Raw genomic sequence first — 22,173 nt, forward strand, 5'->3', positions numbered from 1 at the left:
CGCCACATCATTATTTTTTCATATCGCCACCCATGATTTGGTGGCGATAACTTACTACATGACTACTTTGCGCTGATTAAACCAAGTCTATAAGGTAGGCGATTGTAGTCCGATACACCTGAATTTGGATTTTGCCCTTGATACAAATACTGCATATTACAGGCACTAATCTTAAGGGTTTGATCATATCCGGAACGGATCATCTCACCGTGACTAATATCATTCGTCCATTTGCCGCCAGGGAAAGAAACATTTGCCTCCCCTGCAAAAGGATTTGATTTGGTATCAGCTAACGGTGTCCAAGGACCATCTAAACTTGTCGATGTCCAAGACCGGAAATAACGAGGGGAATATGCTTCCACTAACAATAGATATTTATTCGTTCCTTCCACTTTGTAAACGTTAGAGGCTTCAAACAGTCTCGCAACGCTATCTTGCATCACGACTTCATAACCGGAAAAGTTCGGGAAGTTACCAATCGAGACTTTTGAGCGATACAACTTACCGTCGTCACCAGAGAAGAATAAATGACAATAGTTATCGTCACAGATCACCCAATAATCGATACCATTATTCAAGCCATTCCGTAACAATGGTTTAGGCGTTGTCCAACCCGCTGGATTACTAATATCAGTGTTAGTCGAATATTTAGCACCCCATTGGTAAATCATGTACCATTTTTTTTCTGGTTCGAAAAAGAATACTTGAGGTGCAACGGTATTGCCTGCCCGAGTAGTATTCATATCGACTTGATTTGCAGAACCAGCCTGACTCCAGTCACTAAAGTTGAAGTAAACCCCACCCCAAGTGTTTCTAGCCGTGTCAAATACCGTCGCAAATACGTGATATTTATTGTTATAGCGAACAATCGTTGGATCTTTAATTGACGCCCAATTCCGTCTTTGAGGAGAAATTAACGGACCGGTTGATGTCCAGCTGAATCTCGATTTCAGATCACACGTTTGATTGCCACTGCCAGCTTCACCCCCAATTGAAAAATCATCCGCATAAAAGCTCACGGTTTCATTGTCAGATTCAATAATGAAATGCTCAAACGGTGTACCGCTTTGGGTATAAAAGCCTTGTAATAACGTCCAGCGATTCGCCGATGCAACAGCAGTCGCAACCTGTTCATACTCATTGTACGTTGAGTTATCACCGTCATCTCGACGTTTTGCAGTTAACTTAATGGGTGTATCAGCTGAGCCGGCAGCTAATTTAACCCATACAGCGACGTCATATTGATTACCATTCACTAATGAACCGACATTAAAGGTCATACCGTGCCAGTTTGCAGAGCGCCCAGTAATGAATGCACTTGATGAACCACTGTGACTTTGTGTGTAGCTTAAACTAAGAGAGCCGGCCGTTTTAGACCAATTCATTAAGCTACCTTCTGCGCCACCGTTATCAGCAAAGTTATCACTCGGTACTTGATAACCACCATCATTGCCACCATTGCCACTGTTATCATCCGCGACTAGACGAATATTACCGTTTGCAGCATTGAGTGTGACTTTATCTAATTTAGCGCCATCTTCGCGTCGTAAAATCCTTAGGGTATGATCGCCAGCAGCAACGTTATTGAAAGTCTGCAGCGTAATTTTACCCCAGCCATTTGTTGCGGTGTTGTTTTGAGTGATCCAACTACCGGAATCTAAACGATAATAAAATGAATCATCATAACCGGCAGCCAATGACGCCAGCATTTCAAAACCGACATTCGTGGTTTGAGAAAGATTGAATTTTATTGCCACCTGTCCGCTGGCAGAATTAGAAGGGCTACTTAATGCTTGATGACTACCGTTGTTTGGCCATTCAATGTATTGTCCATTAGAAGCACCGCTATCTGATTTTACAGTCAGTGGACTAAAGCTACTTTGTCCTGATAAAGACTCTAATTCGACCGCCAGTGAACTACTTCCAGCATTTCCACCATTGCCGATAAACTGATACCAGTTTAAGTTATGCCATCCATTGGCGCGCAAATAGACATCATGCACACCCCTTATCGTGGTGTTTAATGCCGTTGATTGGGTTTGCCACTTTTGCCAGCCACCAGTTTTATCAATATCAATTGTGGCAACTGGAGAATTATTGAGGCTATCCAAAATAACGTCTAAACTTGAGCCACTCTCTGTTGCTGCTCGTAGTTTTAACTCTTGAGCACCGTTGCCAAAATTAACACCAGATACTTTTATCCAATCCCCCGTACCCATCATGATATTCAAGGTACCATCAGAGGCGTTCTCAGTTTCGATGCCATTTTCTTCATCAAACATCTCAGCCTGATTGATATTAAATGCATTGACCGTTTTAAGTTGTGGTGCGCCAGCGCGTCCGGCGTTCACTTGTTTTATGGTACCGTCAGCGTTGTACTCTAAAAGGTCAACATTGATTGAACGCTGAAAAGTACTCGCGCCACGTGCGTTAGCCACAGCCCGATTATGATAAAAAATGTAACTTTTACCTTTATAGTCAATAATTGAAGCATGATTGTTATTGAAGTTATTTTCCCATGGATTGGGTAAAATCGTACCTCGGTAGGTAAATCCTGTGGTCGGATTATTACTGGTCATGTAATTAATTTTCATGCCCGAACTGGTATCGGAAGAATACGACAAGTAATAAGTGCCGTTATGCTTATGCATGTAAAGTGCTTCAAAGAAGTTGGGGACATTGAGGGATATTGCACTGCCACTGGTACTAATCATGTCATCATTTAATTTGATCACACGGGCATTACCCTCACCACCGCCACCAAAATACAAATAGGCCTGACCATCATCATCAATAAAGACGCCGGGATCAAAGATCCACTGCACACTGCCATTTGGTGTACTGCCATCTACCAGAGGATGACCGAGCGGATCAACATAAGGCCCTTCTGGTTTATCAGCAACGGCGACACCAATTGAACCACCACCATCTGGAAAATATAAATAGTACTTGCCATTACGCTCGATAAAATCAGGGGCGTAAGCCAAATTGGCCCAGTTCGTATTCGTTTTAGAATTCCAAATAATGCCGTGATCTTGCCAGTTCACCATGTCATCGGAAGAAAACAAATAGTAATCTTTCAATTGGCTATAATCGGTTTGAGTATCCTGATCGTGCGTGGTCACTACATAGACTCGCCCATTAAAAACACGGGCGGCAGGATCAGCCGTATAAACATGTGATACAACAGGATTCGCTGCAAGCACAGTTTCAGGTACAGCAACACTGCTTGCAAGTACTCCAAGAACAATGGCTGCCGATGTCTTGGCATACATTTTCTTAGAGAGACACTTTATATTCATTGTGTATTCCTTTTATAAAGTAATATCCTATTAGCTCGGATTAGATGTTGTGATGTTTCTCGATTAAGAGACTTAATTAAAATAAGGTCACTCGATTCGTTACTAGATTGAAAAACAATAATCACCGGTCAATTATGTCACTTAATTGAAGAAATTTAGAATGGTTGCCTTGACTATTTTGTCAAATAACAGCCGACTTTTGACGCCAGTCTAAAATGTAGTATTTAACTTTGAGAGCGCAATGTTCATAATTTGTTTATCGATTATGTTTTTTATTATCTTTGAACTCTAGCACTAATTAAAGACACATGAATAAGTAAGTACACAATAACGATTGAGACACGTGTCACAATAAAAAAATTGTAAAAACAACACGACTTAATTTGAAAAATAAACCACTCTTTTTATTGAAAAAATCGGTATCAATGCCACTGGTAGCCATTTAGATATTCATAAAATTTAATTCGATGAATGGCGGCATAAATACTAGCAAAATAAAAGTGAGATCCAACGTGGGTCTTTTACTTTTATAAATAACTTAATCATCAATAATCAACGTAATAGTTTTTGCACACCAATATTCGAATTTCAATAATTTCAGCCTCCGAATAAATAACATTGAAATATTTATGGTGCCGAAAATTTAATTAAGGGTCACAATATAATGTGCTCTAAATTGACTTATTTACACAACGCACGCTAAATGCTGTAATAATTGATGAATTGTTGGATGCCAAGGATTGTTCGGCCTGTAAACAACATCACCATCTCGATATATTGCCGATGATCGACCACCGGACAACGCTTCCATGATACTCCTTAGGCAACCCACCATCGTGGGAGTCGTTTTGCCGTTTGATTCGCTGAGAAGGTGAATCCGTGAGCAGGTGAGCCACCCTCAATTATTCATCCAACACTTCACGAGTGATGCTGATTATTGACTCGTCCCTGTTTCGATATTGTCTTCGACATATTGAAACCCGTGACGGCAAAACCAACCTCTTTATACAACTTTAATGCGCGTTCATTATGATACGCGACTCTTAACTTTATTTGATTGATGTCGGCTGATTGAAGCTGTTTTTCTAACGCAGATATGGCTTGCCGGCCGAAACCTCGGCTTCTATGCTCTGGCGCGATAAAGAAATCGTAGATAAACGTTGAACTGTCGTTGTGATTAACGGAATGCCATAGGTAACCGACTAAACATTGTTCCCCTTCAACTTCCGCATCAATACATAGCAGTGAATGTTCTGTGTCTTCCAGACCATTTGGAAAATGACGATGCAAATCTTTTTCCGCTAGCTCAATTGCCAACGCTATTGAATGACCGTAATTCGCAGCAATTTCCTGACTATAGTCATCAATAAAATACTGACAGAATGCTGGATATTCTTCTTGTCTCATCTCTCTGAGTACAACCATTTCTCTTCCTTTTTATACGATGAATTTGAATCGCAACATAACACCCGATTTAAGGTATGAGACACATCATAGCGATGCAACGATTTATACTGCACCCAGCTCGAAAGCTAAAATATTCTCAAATGCTATTTTGAAGTACAGCTCATAACTATTTTGTTCAACGTATCCAAGATGAGGCGTTGCCGTTACGTTGGGTAATGCAAGCAAGGGTTCGTTACTTGAAGATGCAGGCTCATTATCAAACACATCGATGGCTGCTCGCTTGGTCGGAACGGAGACAAGCTCATGATACAGTGCCGAGGTTTCGACAAGTTCTGAACGACTGGTATTGAGAAATAGAGAATCTGGTTTCATGAGACGAAGATCCTCGGCCGAAACACATGCTCTCGTTGCGTGATTTAAACGTAAGTGCAATGACACTATATCTGAAGTAGAGAAGAACGCTTGTTTTGATGCCGCAGCTTCAAAACCATGCTCAAGCGCTAAATTTCTAGATTCAATACTCCCCCAAACGACAACTGTCATTTCAAACGCTTTTGCATATTGAGCAATGCGTTGTCCTATTTTCCCGTAACCCCAAATACCGAGTTTTAACCCCTTTAAAGTGCGACCTAAGCCAAGTGCGCCGGAGTCCTGCCATTGGTTATTTTGAAGGTTAGAAACATATGTTGGTATATGACGACTGGCTGCCATGAGCAAAGCCCAACACAACTCTGAAGGCGCGATTGGAGAGCCGCGGCCTTCTAGTACTTTCACGCCGTGTTTCTCACACAAGCGAACATCAATATGATTGCTGACTTTACCGGTTTGACTGATAACCCGTAGCCGTGGCAACTGAGACAATAGTGATTCTGTGATGACGGTGCGCTCTCGGATTAACACGAGGGCCTCAGTATCGATAAGCTTGGTGACTAACTCTGCCTCCGGGAGTGTTTCATTGAGGATCGTGACATCATGCGCTGACAATAATTCGAAACAATCCAGCGTTTTGACCACGTCCTGATAGTCATCCAATACCGTTATTTTCATTCAACTCTCCTTGTTTTATAACGTCTGCAATTTCTGCAACTAAAATGGGTCACAGTGAACCGGCAAAGCATACTGAACTCGCGACCCAAACCGCTGAGTATAACGCATCACCTTGATTTATATTGCCATATCATTCGATATTGCGAGTTGAACAGCCCTTGCAGCATGAATTTCAGTCGTGTCATACAATGGTACTTGTGTATGTGCTTGTTGAATCAGTAGCGCGATTTCAGTACAACCAAGTATCACAGCCTCGGCACCCTGATCATGTAAACTGTTTACAATATTCAAATACTGTTCTCTTGATTCAGTGCAAATAATCCCCCGACACAATTGATCATAAATGATGTCGTGAACAACGGTCTGATCGTGAGTATTAGGAACAATCACATCAATCCCAAACTTATCAACTAAGCGGCTTTTATAGAAATCCTGCTCCATTGTGAAGCGAGTACCAAGTAACCCAACTTTCTTAACGCCGTCAGCAACCAATTTATCGGCCGTTGCATCGGCAATATGAAGAATCGGGATAGAAATTTCAGCCTCAATTTCCGGAACAACTTTATGCATTGTATTTGTGCAAATCATTAAAAAATCAGCACCACCGGCTTCAACTGACTTTGCTGCATTCGATAAAATCAATGCCGTTTCATTCCATTTGCCTTCATGTTGTAGCTTTTCAATTTCATCGAAATCAACACTATATAAGCAAATTTTTGCAGAATGTAGACCACCAAGTTCTGACTTAACACCTTCATTGATTGCCTTATAATAGCTGGCGGTTGATTCCCAACTCATCCCACCTAACATTCCAATTGTTTTCATGTTGTACTCCATCATTTAAGCGGTGCCCGCAAATAGGCCGCCAATTTGGAGCAACAGCGGAAAATTGGTCGGCTTGATTCACCGGTTATATTTATCTTGCTAAATCGATCCACTGACCTTGCGTGAGCTCACCTAGATATTGTGGATTAAGTTTAAACACAGAGTTCGGCGTACCCGCAGCCGCCCAAATTTCTGTATATTGGTGTAGGTCTTTATCTAGGAGCGTTTGAATCTTCTCATCATGAGCCACTGGAGGAACCCCACCGATAGCGTAACCCACTTTATCTCGTACAAATGATGCATCTGCTTTTTCCAATGCAATCCCTGTTGCTTCTTTAACCTTGTCGGTGCAAACCATATTCGTGCCTGATGCGACAACCAAAACCGGCGCACCCGTTTCACCATGTTTAAAAATTAACGATTTAGCGATTTGGGAAACCGTACAGCCAATTGCCTCGGCTGCATCTTTCGCTGTTCGAGTTGAACTCGGCATTTGCTGAACAACAAAATCCTGCCCATGCTGAGACAAAAAAGCTTGTACTTTCAATGATGAAGCTTTCAGTTCCGTTGACATAATTCCTCCATATGCCAGTGATTGCTTATTTTTCATGGTTGAATTTTGTTCAACCTGAACGGGTATTGATCGCGGCGCGGGGCATGCCGCTTAAGCAATGTGTATGTGGTTTGATTTATTCCGATTTTTTGGCGACCAGAAAAAACAATGGGTACGAGACTTCAACACCCACTTCGTTTTCTTTCCAAATTTCATAGAATGGCTCCACTCGTTCAACGTGAAAGCCAGAATGCTCGGCAATTTCCTTTAATGCCGAAACATCAAACCCATTGTGCCCAGTAAATTCAGGATGGTTTTTATGAAACGACCCATTTTCTTTATAAAGATCCGCAATGACCAAAGTCCCTCTGAGGTCTAACGCATGATATGCCCGCGAGAAAAAACTTTGAACATCGGGAATATGATGCAGCGTCATTAAAGTAACAATGGCTGAATGCTTTGAATTTAACTCCGATAAACATTCGATGTGGTGGGTATGAATATTGTCTAAGTTAGCTGTAGTAATTTTGGTTTTAGCAACCTCTAACATTTTTTCTGATGAATCAGCCAAATGTACGGTAGCAAACGTATTTCGAAGCTGGACACCAAGCAAACCGGTACCACTGCCAAAATCAACAACACTATTATAAGATTCGAAATCAATTTCCTTAACTTTCGCTGCCATCGCTCCTGCACGTTCAATTTTCATAGGATTGTCATCCCATGCACTTGCTACCGAATCGAAATAATTACTCATAGAATTCTTTCCTTGTCCCGATGCTTAGAAAACCACATAACAGTGATTAGACAGCATCCTGTCGTATAACTTACCTACATCATTCTGTATAACATCACATCTGAATGTAAAGATTTTTATATATGTTACTGAGAATACGAGTGAAATGATGAATAAAAAGTGAGGTGGCGTAGACATTACATCGATGAAAAATCAAATATGGAGGGATGGAAGCATCTGATATTAAACGTATCAAACAGCTGGAAGATGAAATTGCCAAACTCAGGAAATGGTTTTGTCGAGCGCTGCAATCGGTCATTTCACCACAAATTTCTCGATGCAGACTTGTTTGAATCACGATGCCCATGAAGAGCAGTCGCAGTGAATCCGGGGGTGGGCAGGCAGAAAGTACATACGACTTTCTGCCTTTTATCTTTTATTTTTTAAGCCGTCAGGCCAAACCCGTATGCATCCAACGCCAGTAATCCCATGTCAACTGAACGGTGTAACACTTTGCCATTTTCAGAAGCGGCACTGGTTCCCAAAATACAGGGAAGCGGTAAAAAATGATCCGGTGTCGGATGATTGAAAAGCGCATGAGGTGCGGCTTGTAAATAGTGATTAATCGCGTCAACATCCCGGTGTTCCACTTTCTCTGCGATCCAATCCGTGAACGCTTGCATTTTATGGATACTTTCCGGATCGGATGTTTGAGAAAATACCGCTCTCAGGTTATGACTGATCCCACCGGAACCAATAAAGAGCACGCCTTCCCGTCGCAGCGGTGACAAGGCTTGCCCTAATTCATAGTGGGTTTGCGCACTTGCCTGACTATTAATAGAGACACTGATCACCGGAATATCCCGGTGCGGAAACATATATTGCAGCGGAACCCATGCCCCATGATCCAATCCTTGGGTCTGGTCGAGCGCGACGGAAAAACCATGCTTCTGTAATAGTTCACCGGCCTTTTGTGCTAAATCAGGATCTCCGTGAGCAGGATATTCAACCGCATAAAGAGGTTGAGGAAAACCATAAAAATCATGAATCGTCCCCAGAGTTTGACCACTGGTAATCATCACCGGACCCGCCACATCGAAATGTGCTGAGAAAATGACAATCGCCTCAGGCTTCGGAATCGTCTGACCTATCCGTTTAAAAAACGCCGTTGTCTCGGATTGCTCCACTATCATCATTGGTGAACCATGGGACACAAACAGTGTCGGCATCAGCACATTATTCATAACAACCTCTCTTAACCCGTTACTTCATCAGATGCCTTCAATATACCGATCAACTTATTTATGATAAAACCCTTATTTATTGAATGATTAACAACATATTGTTGTTAATTGACCAAGCAGCGTTCCTGTTCCCCCAGATATACTTACCTACCGATTTATGGTAAAAACAGGCCATTCACTACCATTCGCGATATCATGCTATGAATAAACTTCTGATGATGAAGGCGTTTACTTCCGTCGTAACTGAAGGCAGTTTTCATAAAGCCGCTGAGCGGATGAACCTATCCCCCCAGCTCGTCAGTAAGTATGTCTCTCAGCTAGAATCCGATCTGAAAACCCGATTGCTGACCCGCACAACTCGCAAAATAAATCTTACGGAAGCCGGTCACATCTACCTGCAACGATGTCAGCAGGTGCTGCTGGATATTGAAGAAATGGAAAACTCCCTGACCGACCTGCAAAATCAGGTCACGGGAACACTCAATATCAGTGCACCAATGTCTTTCGGGATTCACCACCTGTCTGAACCGATTGCTGAATTTCAGTCACGCTATCCGTCGGTCAACGTTCAGCTTTTTCTGACCGATCAAAAAGTCAATTTACTCGAAGCCAATGTTGATATCGCTCTGCGCATCGGCAACCTGAAAAACTCGTCTTTGATCGGGCGTAAAATTGCACCGATCCGCATGGTCACCTGTGCTTCACCACAATATCTGGCCAAGTATGGCGAACCGAAGACAGCAGAAGATCTGAGTCAACACAAATATCTTCGCTATAGCTATTCAGAGGGCAGAGAAATTACTGCCTCATGGGGAGAGCACTCACCATTCAGTGAGCAGAATACGCATCTGGTCAGCAATAATGGTGATATTCTGATCAACGCTGCCATACGGCATCAGGGAATTGCGATTCAACCGACATTCCTGACTTACAATGCTGTGGCTCGGGGTGAATTGGTCGTGCTCGAGCAGTTTCCTCTCCAGATGATGGGACTATATGCGGTTTATCCAAATCGCCAGTTTCTGGCCAGTAAGATTCGTCACTTCATTGATTTTATCAGTGGCTACTATGGTGAACTGCCCTACTGGGACAAGCCGTGTGACAGTCATCCGTCATACACAGCGTGAAATCACACTCGTGTATTCATTGTCAAAAGGAACTTCTTTTTTCCCTTAGTCAAGTTTATGATATGCGTGCCGTATTGGTTGAATCTGAGCATTCATTGTCTGTACGGTATTTTTAATATTCTCAGGGCGGGGCGGAATTCCCCACCGGTGGTAGGTCAGACATGCGTCTGACGAGCCCACGAGCGCCTGATATGCATTCATATCAGGGTCAAGCAGATCTGGTTCCAAGCCAGAGCCGACGGTTATAGTCCGGATGAGAGAGAATTCAGTATGGTCACAACACTTTCCTGTAACGGGTTTCCGGCTGGGGGAAAGTTGTGCCTGTGATTTATCATCCCTCACATTTGCCCTGATTCTGGTAAAACAAATACATAGAGGTAACCATGAATCAGTTAAATTTACTCGCCGAATTCGGTGACCCGATACATCGCGTCGAAACCGCATTGCAAGCATTAAGAGAAGGAAAAGGCGTCTTACTGCTTGATGACGAAGATCGGGAGAATGAAGGCGATCTTATCTATTCAGCAGAACATCTGACACCAACGCAAATGGCACTCATGATCCGTGAGTGCAGTGGGATTGTTTGTCTGTGCTTAACAGAAAAAGATGCAGACCGTCTGGAATTGCCGCCAATGGTTCAGATAAACAACAGTCAGAACCAAACCGCTTTTACCGTGAGTATTGAAGCGAAAGTCGGCGTAACCACCGGCGTTTCTGCCGCAGATCGGGTGACAACGATCAAAACAGCCGTTCACCCGGATACAAAAGGCGATGATTTGGCCCGCCCCGGGCATGTGTTCCCCCTACGGGCCCGGGATGGTGGCGTGTTAGTCCGCCGCGGTCATACCGAAGGAACGGTCGATCTGATGAAACTGGCAGGGCTACAACCCGCGGGTATTTTATGTGAAGTGACCAATGAAGATGGCACGATGGCACAAACACCGGAGATTATCCGTTTTAGCCACCAACATGATTTACCGGTTTTGACCATTGAGGACATCGCAATCTACCTGCTCCAACAACATCAGAAATCAGCCTAATCAAGTCCATCCCACATAATCATAAACCTGAGGAGAATATTCTTCAGGTTTATGTCACACAAATTACTTAATTATCAGAAATAATACTAAACTTTGAATAAACCACGCCGAAAAAATTATTAGAACAACTATCCGGAAGGATTCGATATGAAAAAGTACGGACTTAAACAAGTATTACTGATTTCAGTGATGTTGCTCGTTGGTGCCTCTGTATCAATTTCCAGCTATATATCTTATATCAAACAAGCTGAGACAATTTCTCAATTGATCACGGCATCCGGGAAAGATTACGCGGCGAATAAAGCCGATTTGGTTGCCAATTTCATCAGCGAGAAAGTACAAAGCATAAAAGGTATCGGTGATATGTATAAAGATACCTCCCTCCCCGGCCAGTCTCCTCAAGACTATATCAATCAAACCAAAATGTTTGCGACCACACTCAATACCGGCAGCTCATTCATCGGGTTTGAAGCGACTGGTGATGCGTATTGGAGTCTGGCCAGTGAATCCTGGCCCAATCATAAGTTCAATGGGGATATCCGCACCGTAGGCTACTATAAAGATGGCCGGAATGCAGTCAATCCGTCCATGACAGAACCCTATCCTGATAGCTCGAACCCTGGTGTTTACTGGGTTAGTCTTGTCCAGAAAATAAAAGACGGGGTGATCGGTGTTGATATGCAGCTTGCGTTTCTGAGTCAGTTAGTTAAAGACTCAAATGACATTGAAGGGGCCGTCGCTGTCATTTTAAATCAAGACACGACCGTGCTGGCTTCATCTTCTAATACCATCAAAACCGGAGACAAAGCCGCTGATTTTGATTGGTTTAAAGATGTCGTTGCCAAAGCTGTTCAGCAAGAGCAGACCGTACAAGAATATAAGCTGAACGGGCAGGATAAAATTTTATTCAGCCATCGGATTAAAGTTGCCAATAAAAGCTGGTATTTCATGATTGGTCTCAATAAAGCGATTGCTTATGAAGGGCTGATCTCGGCAAAACACACCGCCATTACGACGACCATCATTGCCACTATCGTGAGTTTGATCATCGCCTTTTTTGTCATTCAAATCTTATATCGTCCCATTATTGCACTTAAAAATATGATTGCCGGTCTCTCGCGTGGGGATGGCGATCTGACCCAACGTTTGGAAGTTCACTCCAATGACGATCTGGGACAAATTGCCGGGGGAATTAATCAGTTCATTGGTAGCTTGCAGGAAATGATGCTGGAAATCCAAAACGCATCCGGTCAGCTGCAAACCAATATCGGAGATATGAAACAACTCTCTGAACACAACTCTGAGATCCTCAATAGCCACGTCGTCGAAACGGAACAAGTGGTCACCGCCATTGAAGAGATGAATGCAACAGCCGAATCGATGGCATCAGATGCTGCCAATACGGCCAATTTGACTCAACAGGCCAATGATACCAGCACTGAATCAAGACAAATCATGACTCAGGCTCAACATACCGTCTCGGCATTAATGAATGATGTTGAGAACTCTTCAACCCATATTCAAAATATGAATAACGAGACCCAGAGTATCCATTCCATTCTGACGGTGATCGGCAGTATTGCAGAACAAACGAATCTTCTGGCACTCAATGCCGCGATAGAAGCAGCTCGGGCCGGAGAACAGGGACGCGGGTTTGCTGTGGTTGCAGATGAAGTCAGAAATCTGGCCAGCAGAACGAAGAAAAGTACGGAAGAAATAGAAGAGGCATTGTCGCACCTGCTCAAGGGAACCGAAACCATTGTCGAGTCGATGGGTCATACCAAAGAACGCTGCCTAGAGACTTCAACAGGCTCTGACAATGTAGCAGTCAGCCTAGAAAAAATGACCGAGTTCATCTACAAAATTAATGATTTAAGTTCTCAAATCGCTACTGCGGCAGAAGAACAGAGCAGCGTCACTCATGAGATTAGTCGCAATATGTCTGCGCTGAATGATATCGTCAATGAGTTAAATCAGAATGGGCAGAAGTCACTGTCAGGCATGGAAAGCATCAACAATGTTAACCATAACCTCATCAACATTGTCGGACGTTTTAAACTTTAATGATGGGTTAAACATGCTCATGGGTTGAACAAAAAGCGCACCTTCCGGTGCGCTTTTTTCATGACTGGATGACAGTCAAAAAGACAGCTATCGCTGCATCACAATGATGGCTGGATTGACTCAATCAGCGTCAGACGAACTTTCCAAGGATCAAAGACCATACCGGATTGGTCTGCGCCCTCATTGGAGAACATCATTAGATTGTCCGCCCAACCCCGGTAATGAGACCAATACGGCACCCCCGGCGCATTCGGATTGCCAAAGCGAATAAAGTTAACCCAGTATTGATGCATCAGCTCAGCCATTGCCTGATCAGCATCAGTCACTGAATCATGATATTGAGCACGCAACGTATTGAATGCGTAAACAATATCACTGGCATGGTCCGCGCCTTCCGAGGTCGGTTTCAAGACGTCAGCGATATAACCAAAGCGATAACCATAAACGGATTGCCCTTGCGAGGCAGCTGCTTTCATCGCAAAGCGGGCAGGCTCAACCATCCCTGCATCGCGGATAATATCCAAAACCAGTTTCGTGACAGACGTATCAGGTGTGACACCATAGGCATACCTTGCAATTTTAGCCCCCATCGGACCGAAAATAGATAATGCTTCATCTACGGTTTCAGGCCATTCGGTAAAGGGAGATGAAACGGGAATTTCTGAGGTTGTCGCCCCCAACAGGAGTGGCATAGACAGCCCTCGCCCAGCGTTGTATATATTCTGAGGATGATCAGTGATCAATTTGCCATCAATCATCGGGCCAGTGTATGTCGCATTATCCATACTCATCATGCTCAAATCACCGACAACATCTTCAGCCGATAGCGACCGCAAAGCGTCTAATGCACTTTGTCCTTGCCCCTCGATATGAAACTTCTGTGCAAATAGCAAGCCAGCAGTTTCAGCAGAGGCTTGACCAAATTTATTCTCATGGCTCAGATAGCGGTCGCTGAAATTACGACGACCAGCTCCCGATTGAATAATTGCTCGCCCAAATAAGTTCTCAGCCAACGGCGACGTTAAAAGTCCATGAATCGACAAGCCTCCGGCAGATTCACCAACAACCGTGACCTGATTTGGATCGCCGCCAAAATGAGCGATATTATCTTGCACCCATTTTAATGCCGCAATCTGATCCATGAGACCGTAATTACCCAGTACAGAATCTTGATTTGCCGCTGTCAGAGCCGGATGGGCAAAAAAGCCAAAACGTCCCAAACGATAGTTGATACTGACCATCACTATCCCGTTTTGAGCAAAAGACGTCCCGTCATAATTTGCAGCAGAAGAGCCACCGTTGACAAAACCGCCCCCGTGAATCCATACCATCACCGGACGCAATGTCCGGCTTGGCTCTGCGGGTTGCCAAACATTCAAAAAGAGGCAATCTTCAGACAGCGTGCCAGTGAGTGGTGCTGCATCGCCCGGGAAAGGGACTTGCATACAGTCACTGCCATAATTTTTCGCTTGTAAAACACCATCCCAAGCCGTGACGGGTTGTGGCGCTCGCCAGCGCAAGTCTCCAACAGGAGGCTGCGCATAAGGGATACCCTTGTAGGAAATAACCGAACCATTGTGAACCCCCTGCATGAGGCCATCTTTGATTTCCACTATCGTATTCTCATGTGCAGACACATTACAGCTCAACCCCACAAGTGCGAGTGCCAGCATATAAATGCGGTTCTTTTTCATTTGAAGTATTCTCCGTTTTATCGATTGGATATCAATTCATCCTCGGTGTCTACATTCAACCAACAAACTTACCGAGTCAGACGACGTGCTGTTCATATCACACGTCACAATATTGCTGTGATTCAATTCGAATCAAAACCGCGGCCGACATCTCAACCAACAACACGGGCAACATGTCCTCATAGAAATCTGCCTTTATAGAAACCAGTCTTTGTAAAAGGCGATCGCTATAAAAACCAAGCTTCCATGAAAACCGGACATCCATAAAAAAACCTAGCTCCCGAAGTAACACTTCAGGAAAGCTAGGTTTTGCCTGCATCATTCTCACATAACCCCATCAAGCGCAGATTATTGAACAACCACAGTAACAATCCAAATATGAAACTAATTTAGTGAGATATGTTTCCTAACTCAAACGTTTCCCGCTCACCCTGTGAAGTGGATAACAAATCGACACTGCACAGCGTTGCCTATCAATAGATTTAGCATTAATTTTTGTGACTCAAGTCAAAAATATTTACTTAGCCTGCTAACTACTATATATTACTGAGCACGCTTAGTAATTGAGACACACCACCATGGTCGACGATCTGACTATTTTGAAGAACTTATCGCTTGCCGAACAACTCGCCCGAGCTGCTCGTTTGTGGAAGAGTTTTGCAAATCAGGAACTTGCACCACTCGGATTAACCCAAAGCCGTTGGGTTGCCCTTTGGAAGCTCCAGCGTCTCGGCGACAGAATCAGCCAAAAAATACTGGCTGACGCACTTGAAATCGAACTTGGTTCACTGATGAGAACCTTAAAGCTGCTTGAAGAGCAAAACCTTATCGAGCGCCACTGTTGTCCATACGACAAACGTGCCCGAATTGTTCATTTAACGGATAGTGGCAAAGCGCTTTTAAAGCAAATAGAAGAAAGAGTACTGCACGTCAGACATTGTATGCTCATCAATATTGACGAAGCCGAACTAAACCAACTGAGTAAAACATTAGAAAAAATTGCCCATAATGCTCAGGGCAACCTGCACCAACCAGAATAATAACGAAGGAAGTTTCACAAGATGACCCCTGATCAAAAATTTGCACGCTGGGTGAAATACGCCAGTGCGCTTTTCATCGTCCTTTTCGCCTATTTTTTACTGGCAGATACAGTGATGCCACTGACGCCACAGGCGATGGCAACCCGTGTCATTACGAAGATTGCTCCCAGAGTCAGCGGACAAATCAATCAAGTGTATGTCCATAACAACCAACAAGTTCAGCAAGGCGATCTCCTGTTTGAGATCGATCCTGCGCCCTATCAGCTTGCTGTCGAGAAAGCCAAAATAGATTTGGAAAAAGCCATTCAGGACAATCAACAATTAGATGCTTCGATTGCAGCTGCACAAGCAGATGCCGAAGCCAATCAAATTGTGTTTAACCAAAAAGTTCGGGAAGCCAAACGTTTAGATAAACTCTTTACCCGTAATGGGGTCTCCCAACAACAACGCGATGATGCATTAAGTAATGCGACTGCGGCAAAAGCAAACCTGATGGCCGCACAAGCCCGGCTGAAAGAGTTACGAGTACGTCGCGGGACAACGACACATGAGAATGTCACGGTGAAGATGGCACAGAATCGCCTTCAGCAAGCAGCACTGAATCTCTCTTATACCCAAATCAAAGCAGAACATGCCGGCATTATCACCAACCTACAACTCATGGTCGGAACTTACGCCAATAAAGGCACACCATTGATTGCTCTGGTCGATAAAAAACTGGATATCATTGCGGATTTCAGAGAAAAGAGTCTGCGCAATTTTCGCCATAATACCCCGGCACTGATTACTTTTGATCGCGATCCGGGCCGCCTTTATACCGCTAAAGTCAGTACCATCGATGCGGGGGTTAGTAGTGGCCAATTTGATGCGAACGGCTCTCTTGCCTCTCCGACAAGTTCAAACCGGTGGGTCAGAGATGCCCAGCGGATCCGACTCCATCTGACGCTCAATCAGCCGCTGCCAGAAAATCTGCCATCCGGTGCCAGAGCCACGGTACAACTGATCCCCAATCAACCGGTGTTTGCTTGGTTTGCGCGGATGCAAATTCATGCACTGAGTTTATTGCACTACATTTACTGATCCGGAGAACAAGATGCGCTTATGGACTCATCCTCTCAATGACAACGATCTCCGGCAGTGCTTACGGATTGCGACGGGGGCAACCCTCGGTTTTGCTTTTAGTAAATACTTTGGCTGGAATTTTGGGGTCTTTTTTACGGTCGTTCCGATGCTATTGCTGGGGATGATTCCGGTACTCAACGGACACATCGCCCGACAAATGATCGCATCAGCGGTGATCTGTACACTGGAAGTCGGCCTGCTCGCAGGCCTATTCGGCGGGCATCCGGGCATTATGACTATCATTGCGTTGTTACTGTTCCTCTCCAAATTTGCCTGTATGGCCCGCGGGCCATTATTCCTGTTCGGTGCAAACTGTGTGCTGAATCTGAGTATCATGCTGCATTTCGCCAGTTATTCAACCACCGATATTAACGACATGATCAGTTGTAACATGGCAGCGAATTTCCTTGCGATTGGGATTGCATACCTGATGCACTACCTCATTCCTGATGTGGCTGCCAGACAATCACCGCCACCACCGGCAGAGCCCAAACGCTCTCACCGTTTCCGCCATGAGACACTGTTAGGAACTGGTGTCGCGACATTATCATTTCTCGTGTTCCAGACCTTCAACCTCAGTGATTCAATGTCAGCGCAGTCCACCAGCCTGTTACTCCTGTTTCCGATGAACTGGAATGGCGCTTTGGGCTATGCCAGAAAAAGAGCCATGGGAACAATTTTGGGTGTTTTTTTTGGCCTGAGCTGTCAAATCCTGCTCTATGACCGCTCAAACCAATTGATACTAGTCATCCCATTACTGTGGATCGGTACGATGTTATTTAGCTATCTGCACACCAAAGAAGCAAGCGGTTCCGGGGTAGGGTTTGGCGGATTAACCACATTAGGGATTCTCTTCGGTCAGTACCTGACACCGTCCAGTGACTTAACATTCAATGCGTTATATCGAATTAGCAGTATCTTATTTGCTATTGTTGCCACTTTGATCGCGACATACATTCTCCATCGTCTCTTGAATACCATGGAAGCGACCAAATACGGGCACTGACCTCGCATCAAGGGTTGCCTTGACGCTACATCGTGTGTTCAAACATGGTGTTTTTAAAAACATAGCGCGTTCAAAAATATGGCGAGCCCCCAATACACCGTTTTACACTGTAAAGTCACAAAAAAGGATTGAGGTCTGATGACACTCAATCCTGTATTTTGTGGCTGCCGAGTTGCAATCATCCGTTCAAAGACAAACGCGACAGGCTCACTTCTGCCCTGACATTCAGCAACCAAAACCAACCATATCTACAGCAATTTGACGACCTTACGCTTTCGGTGGCGCCAGTTTTTCTCCCTGCGACTGGATAATATCCTGATACCAGTAGAAGCTTTTCTTGCGTATCCGATCAAGTGTTCCCTGATTATCATCATTACGATCAACATAAATATAGCCATAACGTTTGGCAAGCTGTGCAGTACTGGCACTGACTAAATCTATCGGCCCCCAACTGGTGTAACCCATCAGTTCAACACCATCCTGAATCGCTTCACCGATTTGGAAAAGGTGATCATTCAGATAATCAATCCGATAATCATCGACAATTTCACCTGCTTCATTGACAACGTCTTTCGCACCAAAGCCATTTTCAACCACAAATAGCGGTAGCTGATAACGGTCATATAAGAAGTTAAGCAGATAACGCAATCCAACCGGATCAATCTGCCAGCCCCATTCAGAGGCTTTCAGGTACGGGTTTGCCACCATATTCAGCATGTTACCCTGCGTTTTAGACTGCTCGTCCGGGTCAGCGCTGGCACATCCGCTCATATAATAGCTAAACGACACAAAGTCGATGGTTTCTTTCAGGGCTTCCCGGTCATCATCTGTGATGTTGATTTCAACGCCCAGTTCCTTGAACTTACGCGTCATATAAGTCGGATAATATCCTCTTGCCTGAACATCACCGAACATCAGCCATTCCCTGTTTTGCGTCAGGGTATACATCACATCATTCGGGTGACAAGTGAATGGGTACTGTATCGCACCCAGAATCATATTGCCGATTTTGGCATCTGGAATCATTTCATGGCACGCTTTTACCGCTTTAGCACTGGCAACTAACTGATGATGGATCGCTTGGTAACGCGTTTGCTCGTCACAGTCTCTCGGCAAACCTGAACCCGTGAATGGTTCATGCAACGTCACATTAATCTCGTTAAATGTCAGCCAAAGCTTAACTGCATGACCATAACGTTCAAACACCACGCGCGCATACTTTTCAAAAAAACCAATCACATCACGGCTCGCCCAACCATGATATTTTTCCGCCAGATTCAGAGGCATCTCGTAGTGAGAGAGTGTCACCAGCGGTTGAATACCATGCTTTGCTAACTCAGCAAAAATTTTGTCGTAATACGCTAAACCCGCTTCATTGGGTTCCGCATCATCTCCATGAGGAAAAATACGACTCCAGGCAATCGATAAGCGCAAGCAGGTAAATCCCATTTCGGCAAAGAGTGCGATATCCTCGGGATAACGATGATAAAAATCAATCGCCAGATCTTTAATATTAAAATCGCCGGCCTGACGAGGCACAATGTCGCCAAATGCACCATAAGGGCATACATCTGAAGTGGATAGACCTTTACCGTCGCTTAAGTAAGAACCTTCAATCTGGTTCGCAGCCGTTGCGCCTCCCCATAAAAACGAATCGGGAAATTTAAAACTCATCTTTTATTTTCTCCTGTTTAATCCTGATGTTAACCCTATGATTCAGTCACTGGTGTTGCACTGTTATTCAGGTTGTTCTGCATTTCCTGCTGCCTTCGATTGATCAAAACAACAGGCCAATCCCAACAAGTGCTCTGATAATCGCCATCGATAGGGTTATCTCAACCTCAAATCATGATTAGAAATTCAACACCACAAAATTGAGAACCAAAAAAAACCCGAAAGAACAGCCTCACCATACGGTCAGTGATGTCTTTCAGGTTTTGCCCGCGAACGCGGTAACAATCCTAATTTTTAGTTATAAAAACCTGACACTCTGGAAACACCGGTCTGATCTTCGTTCCGTATACGTCAGGTTATTCCTGCACAGAGGAAATAACAAAATCTAATCTATCCTGTGTTTATACCGACCCTCATTCAGACAAACAATAACTGCCCCGATTGATTGTGATATAGGTCAGAAAATTTCGGCCCTCGAATGTCGGCCGATAAATAAAGGCAAATGCTCAGACTCACAATGACTATGCTTAAAAATACAATAGAAGTAAGCACTTAAAGATAATTATATCAACAAATAAAAGGGACATAGTATGGGGTACTTTTCTGGTTGGAAAATTAAGTATCAGATTTTCACACCCATTGCTTTCTTATTGATAGCAATTCTAACGGTGTCTGCACTCGGGTTAAAAGTGAACCATCAGATTACTCAGAACACCCATCTGCTGACAGATTACCTCTCCCCGGCAACGGCAACGGTATTAAATGCAGATCGAGATCTCTATCAGTCAGCCGTTGCATTGCGAGACTATATGTATCTGTCCTCACAACAGAAAAAAACCAAAGTGCAAATCGATACATATCATGACAATCAACAGCAAGCCTATGACAGAATGCTAACATCGAGAGAGCTCGGAGAAAAAGCCGGGATAAAACTCATTCCTCAGGAGCATCAGACTTACATTAACACCTTTAACCAGTGGAAAAACCTGTCAGAGAAGATTATCCGTTTAGTGAATGATGAGCAATACCAACCCGCCTATGTCATCCTCACCCAAGATCAGGAAAAAGCGTTCGCTACACTGCGTTTATACTACGACAAATTCGGTGAGAAGTTGGAGTCTCGTCGTCAAGCCGTCGCACAGGAAATTCACAATTTAGAGGCGCAGCAAGAATTATATACGACGATTGCCAGCCTCTTTTCGATGGTGATCGGTCTTGGGTTCTTATTCTATATTCCACGCTTAATTTCAACTCGGTTACAAGCATTAACCGCCAAGATGAAAGAGCTGAGTCAATCCGGTGGCGACTTAACACTCAGGCTCCCGGACACGGGCAATAATGAGCTGTCACAACTGGCGAAAGCAACCAATGAATTCATCATCTATCTGCACAAGATGTTGCTGACCATTGAAGATGAGGTCTCGGGAATCCATAACCATGCCAATCAGCTAAAAAGCCTGACATCCAAAACCGGAACGAGTGCTACGAAGCAAAATACGGCCCTCGATGATATTGCCCATTCTATCTCCGAGCTGAACACGGCAATCTCTGAAGTCGCTCAACAATCTCAACGCTCATCTGATGAATCCAATCATGCCAGAGCAGATGTCACCAATTCCCATCAGGGAATTCAAAACGCAATTCACCAAATCACCACTCTCGTTCAAGAGATGGAGGGGGCAGCGAGTGTCATCAGTAAGTTAGAGCAAGACAGTCAGAGTATCAACTCCGTCGTTGATACGATTCGAGGGATCGCAGAACAAACCAACTTACTGGCACTCAATGCCGCCATAGAAGCGGCTCGGGCTGGTGATTCCGGAAGAGGCTTTGCAGTGGTTGCCGATGAAGTCCGCGCTTTAGCCCAGAAAACGCAGGAATCCACGCAAAGTATTCAAGCAACACTATCGGAACTGAATGCCGGCGTCAAAAAAGCAGTGGATACGATAAAATCCAGTACCGAAAAAGCCGTTGAAACATCAGGCTATACCGATTCTGCGGGAGCAGATATGAATCTGATTATCGAAAGGGTCAATAGTATTACTGACTTTTCTGTTCAAATTGCAGCCGCAACCGAAGAACAAAGCGTGGTCGTCAATCAAGTCAATAGTAACATGGAGCAAATGCGTGAAAGCTCAAAAGAGGTCACGGTAAACGCATCTGAAGCGAATGATGCCATCAATGAAGTCACCTTATCCATTCAGAAACTCTCTAAGCAGGTGGCATCATTTAAGCTCTCCTAAATGAGAATTCAATGATGATGATGCAATACACGAATGAAGCTAACGGGGAAAA

The 22,173-nt window shown here is 44.2% G+C and carries 17 protein-coding genes, 1 pseudogene and 1 riboswitch; of the genes and pseudogenes, 7 read left to right on the forward strand and 11 right to left on the reverse strand.

Annotation, left to right across the window (positions count from 1 at the left end; genetic code table 11):
• Positions 1-62: 62 nt before the first annotated feature.
• The 8 genes and pseudogenes from BSQ33_RS20090 to BSQ33_RS20120 all read right to left on the reverse strand — a co-directional run bounded on the left by BSQ33_RS20090 (position 63) and on the right by BSQ33_RS20120 (position 9,114).
• Positions 63-3,302, reverse strand: coding sequence for a non-reducing end alpha-L-arabinofuranosidase family hydrolase (locus BSQ33_RS20090; protein WP_088135105.1), 3,240 nt, complete (start codon positions 3,300-3,302; stop codon positions 63-65).
• Between the two features lie 700 nt (positions 3,303-4,002).
• Positions 4,003-4,113 (reverse strand): annotated as a pseudogene (locus BSQ33_RS22090) (phosphotransferase); the annotation flags it as partial.
• Positions 4,114-4,220: 107 nt separating this feature from the next.
• Positions 4,221-4,727, reverse strand: coding sequence for a GNAT family N-acetyltransferase (locus BSQ33_RS20095; RefSeq protein WP_088135106.1), 507 nt, complete (start codon positions 4,725-4,727; stop codon positions 4,221-4,223).
• Between the two features lie 84 nt (positions 4,728-4,811).
• The gene (locus tag BSQ33_RS20100) at positions 4,812-5,756 is read right to left on the reverse strand and encodes a D-2-hydroxyacid dehydrogenase family protein (RefSeq protein ID WP_088135107.1); all 945 of its coding nucleotides are present in this window, start codon (positions 5,754-5,756) and stop codon (positions 4,812-4,814) included.
• A 117-nt stretch (positions 5,757-5,873) separates the two neighbouring features.
• The gene (locus tag BSQ33_RS20105) at positions 5,874-6,581 is read right to left on the reverse strand and encodes an aspartate/glutamate racemase family protein (protein ID WP_088135108.1); all 708 of its coding nucleotides are present in this window, start codon (positions 6,579-6,581) and stop codon (positions 5,874-5,876) included.
• A gap of 91 nt (positions 6,582-6,672) precedes the next feature.
• Complete coding sequence (locus tag BSQ33_RS20110; protein ID WP_088135109.1) at positions 6,673-7,155, reverse strand: YbaK/EbsC family protein; 483 nt, start codon at positions 7,153-7,155, stop codon at positions 6,673-6,675.
• 115 nt (positions 7,156-7,270) lie between these two features.
• Positions 7,271-7,891 carry a class I SAM-dependent DNA methyltransferase gene (locus BSQ33_RS20115; RefSeq protein ID WP_088135110.1) on the reverse strand — a complete coding sequence of 207 codons (621 nt, stop codon included), beginning with the start codon at positions 7,889-7,891 and terminating at the stop codon, positions 7,271-7,273.
• Between the two features lie 422 nt (positions 7,892-8,313).
• Positions 8,314-9,114, reverse strand: a complete 801-nt coding sequence (locus BSQ33_RS20120; RefSeq protein WP_088135111.1) for a DODA-type extradiol aromatic ring-opening family dioxygenase — start codon at positions 9,112-9,114, stop codon at positions 8,314-8,316.
• Between the two features lie 200 nt (positions 9,115-9,314).
• On the opposite strand from BSQ33_RS20120, the gene BSQ33_RS20125 reads away from it, so the two are divergent.
• The 3 genes from BSQ33_RS20125 (at position 9,315) to BSQ33_RS20135 (ending at position 13,345) form a co-directional block, all read left to right on the forward strand.
• Entirely contained in the window at positions 9,315-10,241 is a 927-nt protein-coding gene (locus BSQ33_RS20125; protein WP_088135112.1) for a LysR family transcriptional regulator, read from the forward strand.
• Between the two features lie 113 nt (positions 10,242-10,354).
• Positions 10,355-10,510, forward strand: a riboswitch (FMN riboswitch).
• Positions 10,511-10,624: 114 nt separating this feature from the next.
• Complete coding sequence (gene ribB, locus BSQ33_RS20130; protein WP_088135113.1) at positions 10,625-11,281, forward strand: 3,4-dihydroxy-2-butanone-4-phosphate synthase; 657 nt, start codon at positions 10,625-10,627, stop codon at positions 11,279-11,281.
• A gap of 147 nt (positions 11,282-11,428) precedes the next feature.
• Complete coding sequence (locus tag BSQ33_RS20135; protein WP_088135114.1) at positions 11,429-13,345, forward strand: methyl-accepting chemotaxis protein; 1,917 nt, start codon at positions 11,429-11,431, stop codon at positions 13,343-13,345.
• Positions 13,346-13,443: 98 nt separating this feature from the next.
• On the opposite strand, the gene BSQ33_RS20140 is transcribed toward BSQ33_RS20135, so the two are convergent.
• Together BSQ33_RS20140 and BSQ33_RS20145 are read right to left on the reverse strand one after the other, a co-directional pair.
• Positions 13,444-15,039, reverse strand: coding sequence for a carboxylesterase/lipase family protein (locus BSQ33_RS20140; protein WP_088135115.1), 1,596 nt, complete (start codon positions 15,037-15,039; stop codon positions 13,444-13,446).
• A 97-nt stretch (positions 15,040-15,136) separates the two neighbouring features.
• Positions 15,137-15,361, reverse strand: a complete 225-nt coding sequence (locus BSQ33_RS20145; RefSeq protein WP_157721464.1) for a hypothetical protein — start codon at positions 15,359-15,361, stop codon at positions 15,137-15,139.
• A gap of 256 nt (positions 15,362-15,617) precedes the next feature.
• On the opposite strand from BSQ33_RS20145, the gene BSQ33_RS20150 reads away from it, so the two are divergent.
• From BSQ33_RS20150 to BSQ33_RS20160, 3 genes are read left to right on the forward strand one after another with little or no spacing between them, the layout of a single operon-like run.
• Positions 15,618-16,079, forward strand: coding sequence for a MarR family transcriptional regulator (locus BSQ33_RS20150; protein WP_088135117.1), 462 nt, complete (start codon positions 15,618-15,620; stop codon positions 16,077-16,079).
• Positions 16,080-16,100: 21 nt separating this feature from the next.
• Complete coding sequence (locus tag BSQ33_RS20155; protein ID WP_088135118.1) at positions 16,101-17,159, forward strand: HlyD family secretion protein; 1,059 nt, start codon at positions 16,101-16,103, stop codon at positions 17,157-17,159.
• Between the two features lie 13 nt (positions 17,160-17,172).
• Complete coding sequence (locus BSQ33_RS20160; RefSeq protein ID WP_088135119.1) at positions 17,173-18,207, forward strand: DUF2955 domain-containing protein; 1,035 nt, start codon at positions 17,173-17,175, stop codon at positions 18,205-18,207.
• Between the two features lie 267 nt (positions 18,208-18,474).
• On the opposite strand, the gene BSQ33_RS20165 is transcribed toward BSQ33_RS20160, so the two are convergent.
• A complete protein-coding gene (locus BSQ33_RS20165) occupies positions 18,475-19,881 on the reverse strand; it encodes a glycoside hydrolase family 1 protein (protein ID WP_088135120.1) in 1,407 nt (468 codons plus the stop codon).
• A 590-nt stretch (positions 19,882-20,471) separates the two neighbouring features.
• Here BSQ33_RS20165 and BSQ33_RS20170 point away from each other — a divergent pair.
• Positions 20,472-22,121, forward strand: a complete 1,650-nt coding sequence (locus BSQ33_RS20170) for a methyl-accepting chemotaxis protein (protein ID WP_088135121.1) — start codon at positions 20,472-20,474, stop codon at positions 22,119-22,121.
• Positions 22,122-22,173: the final 52 nt, after the last annotated feature.

This window comes from Vibrio gazogenes (genome assembly GCF_002196515.1).
GTDB lineage: Bacteria > Pseudomonadota > Gammaproteobacteria > Enterobacterales > Vibrionaceae > Vibrio > Vibrio gazogenes_A.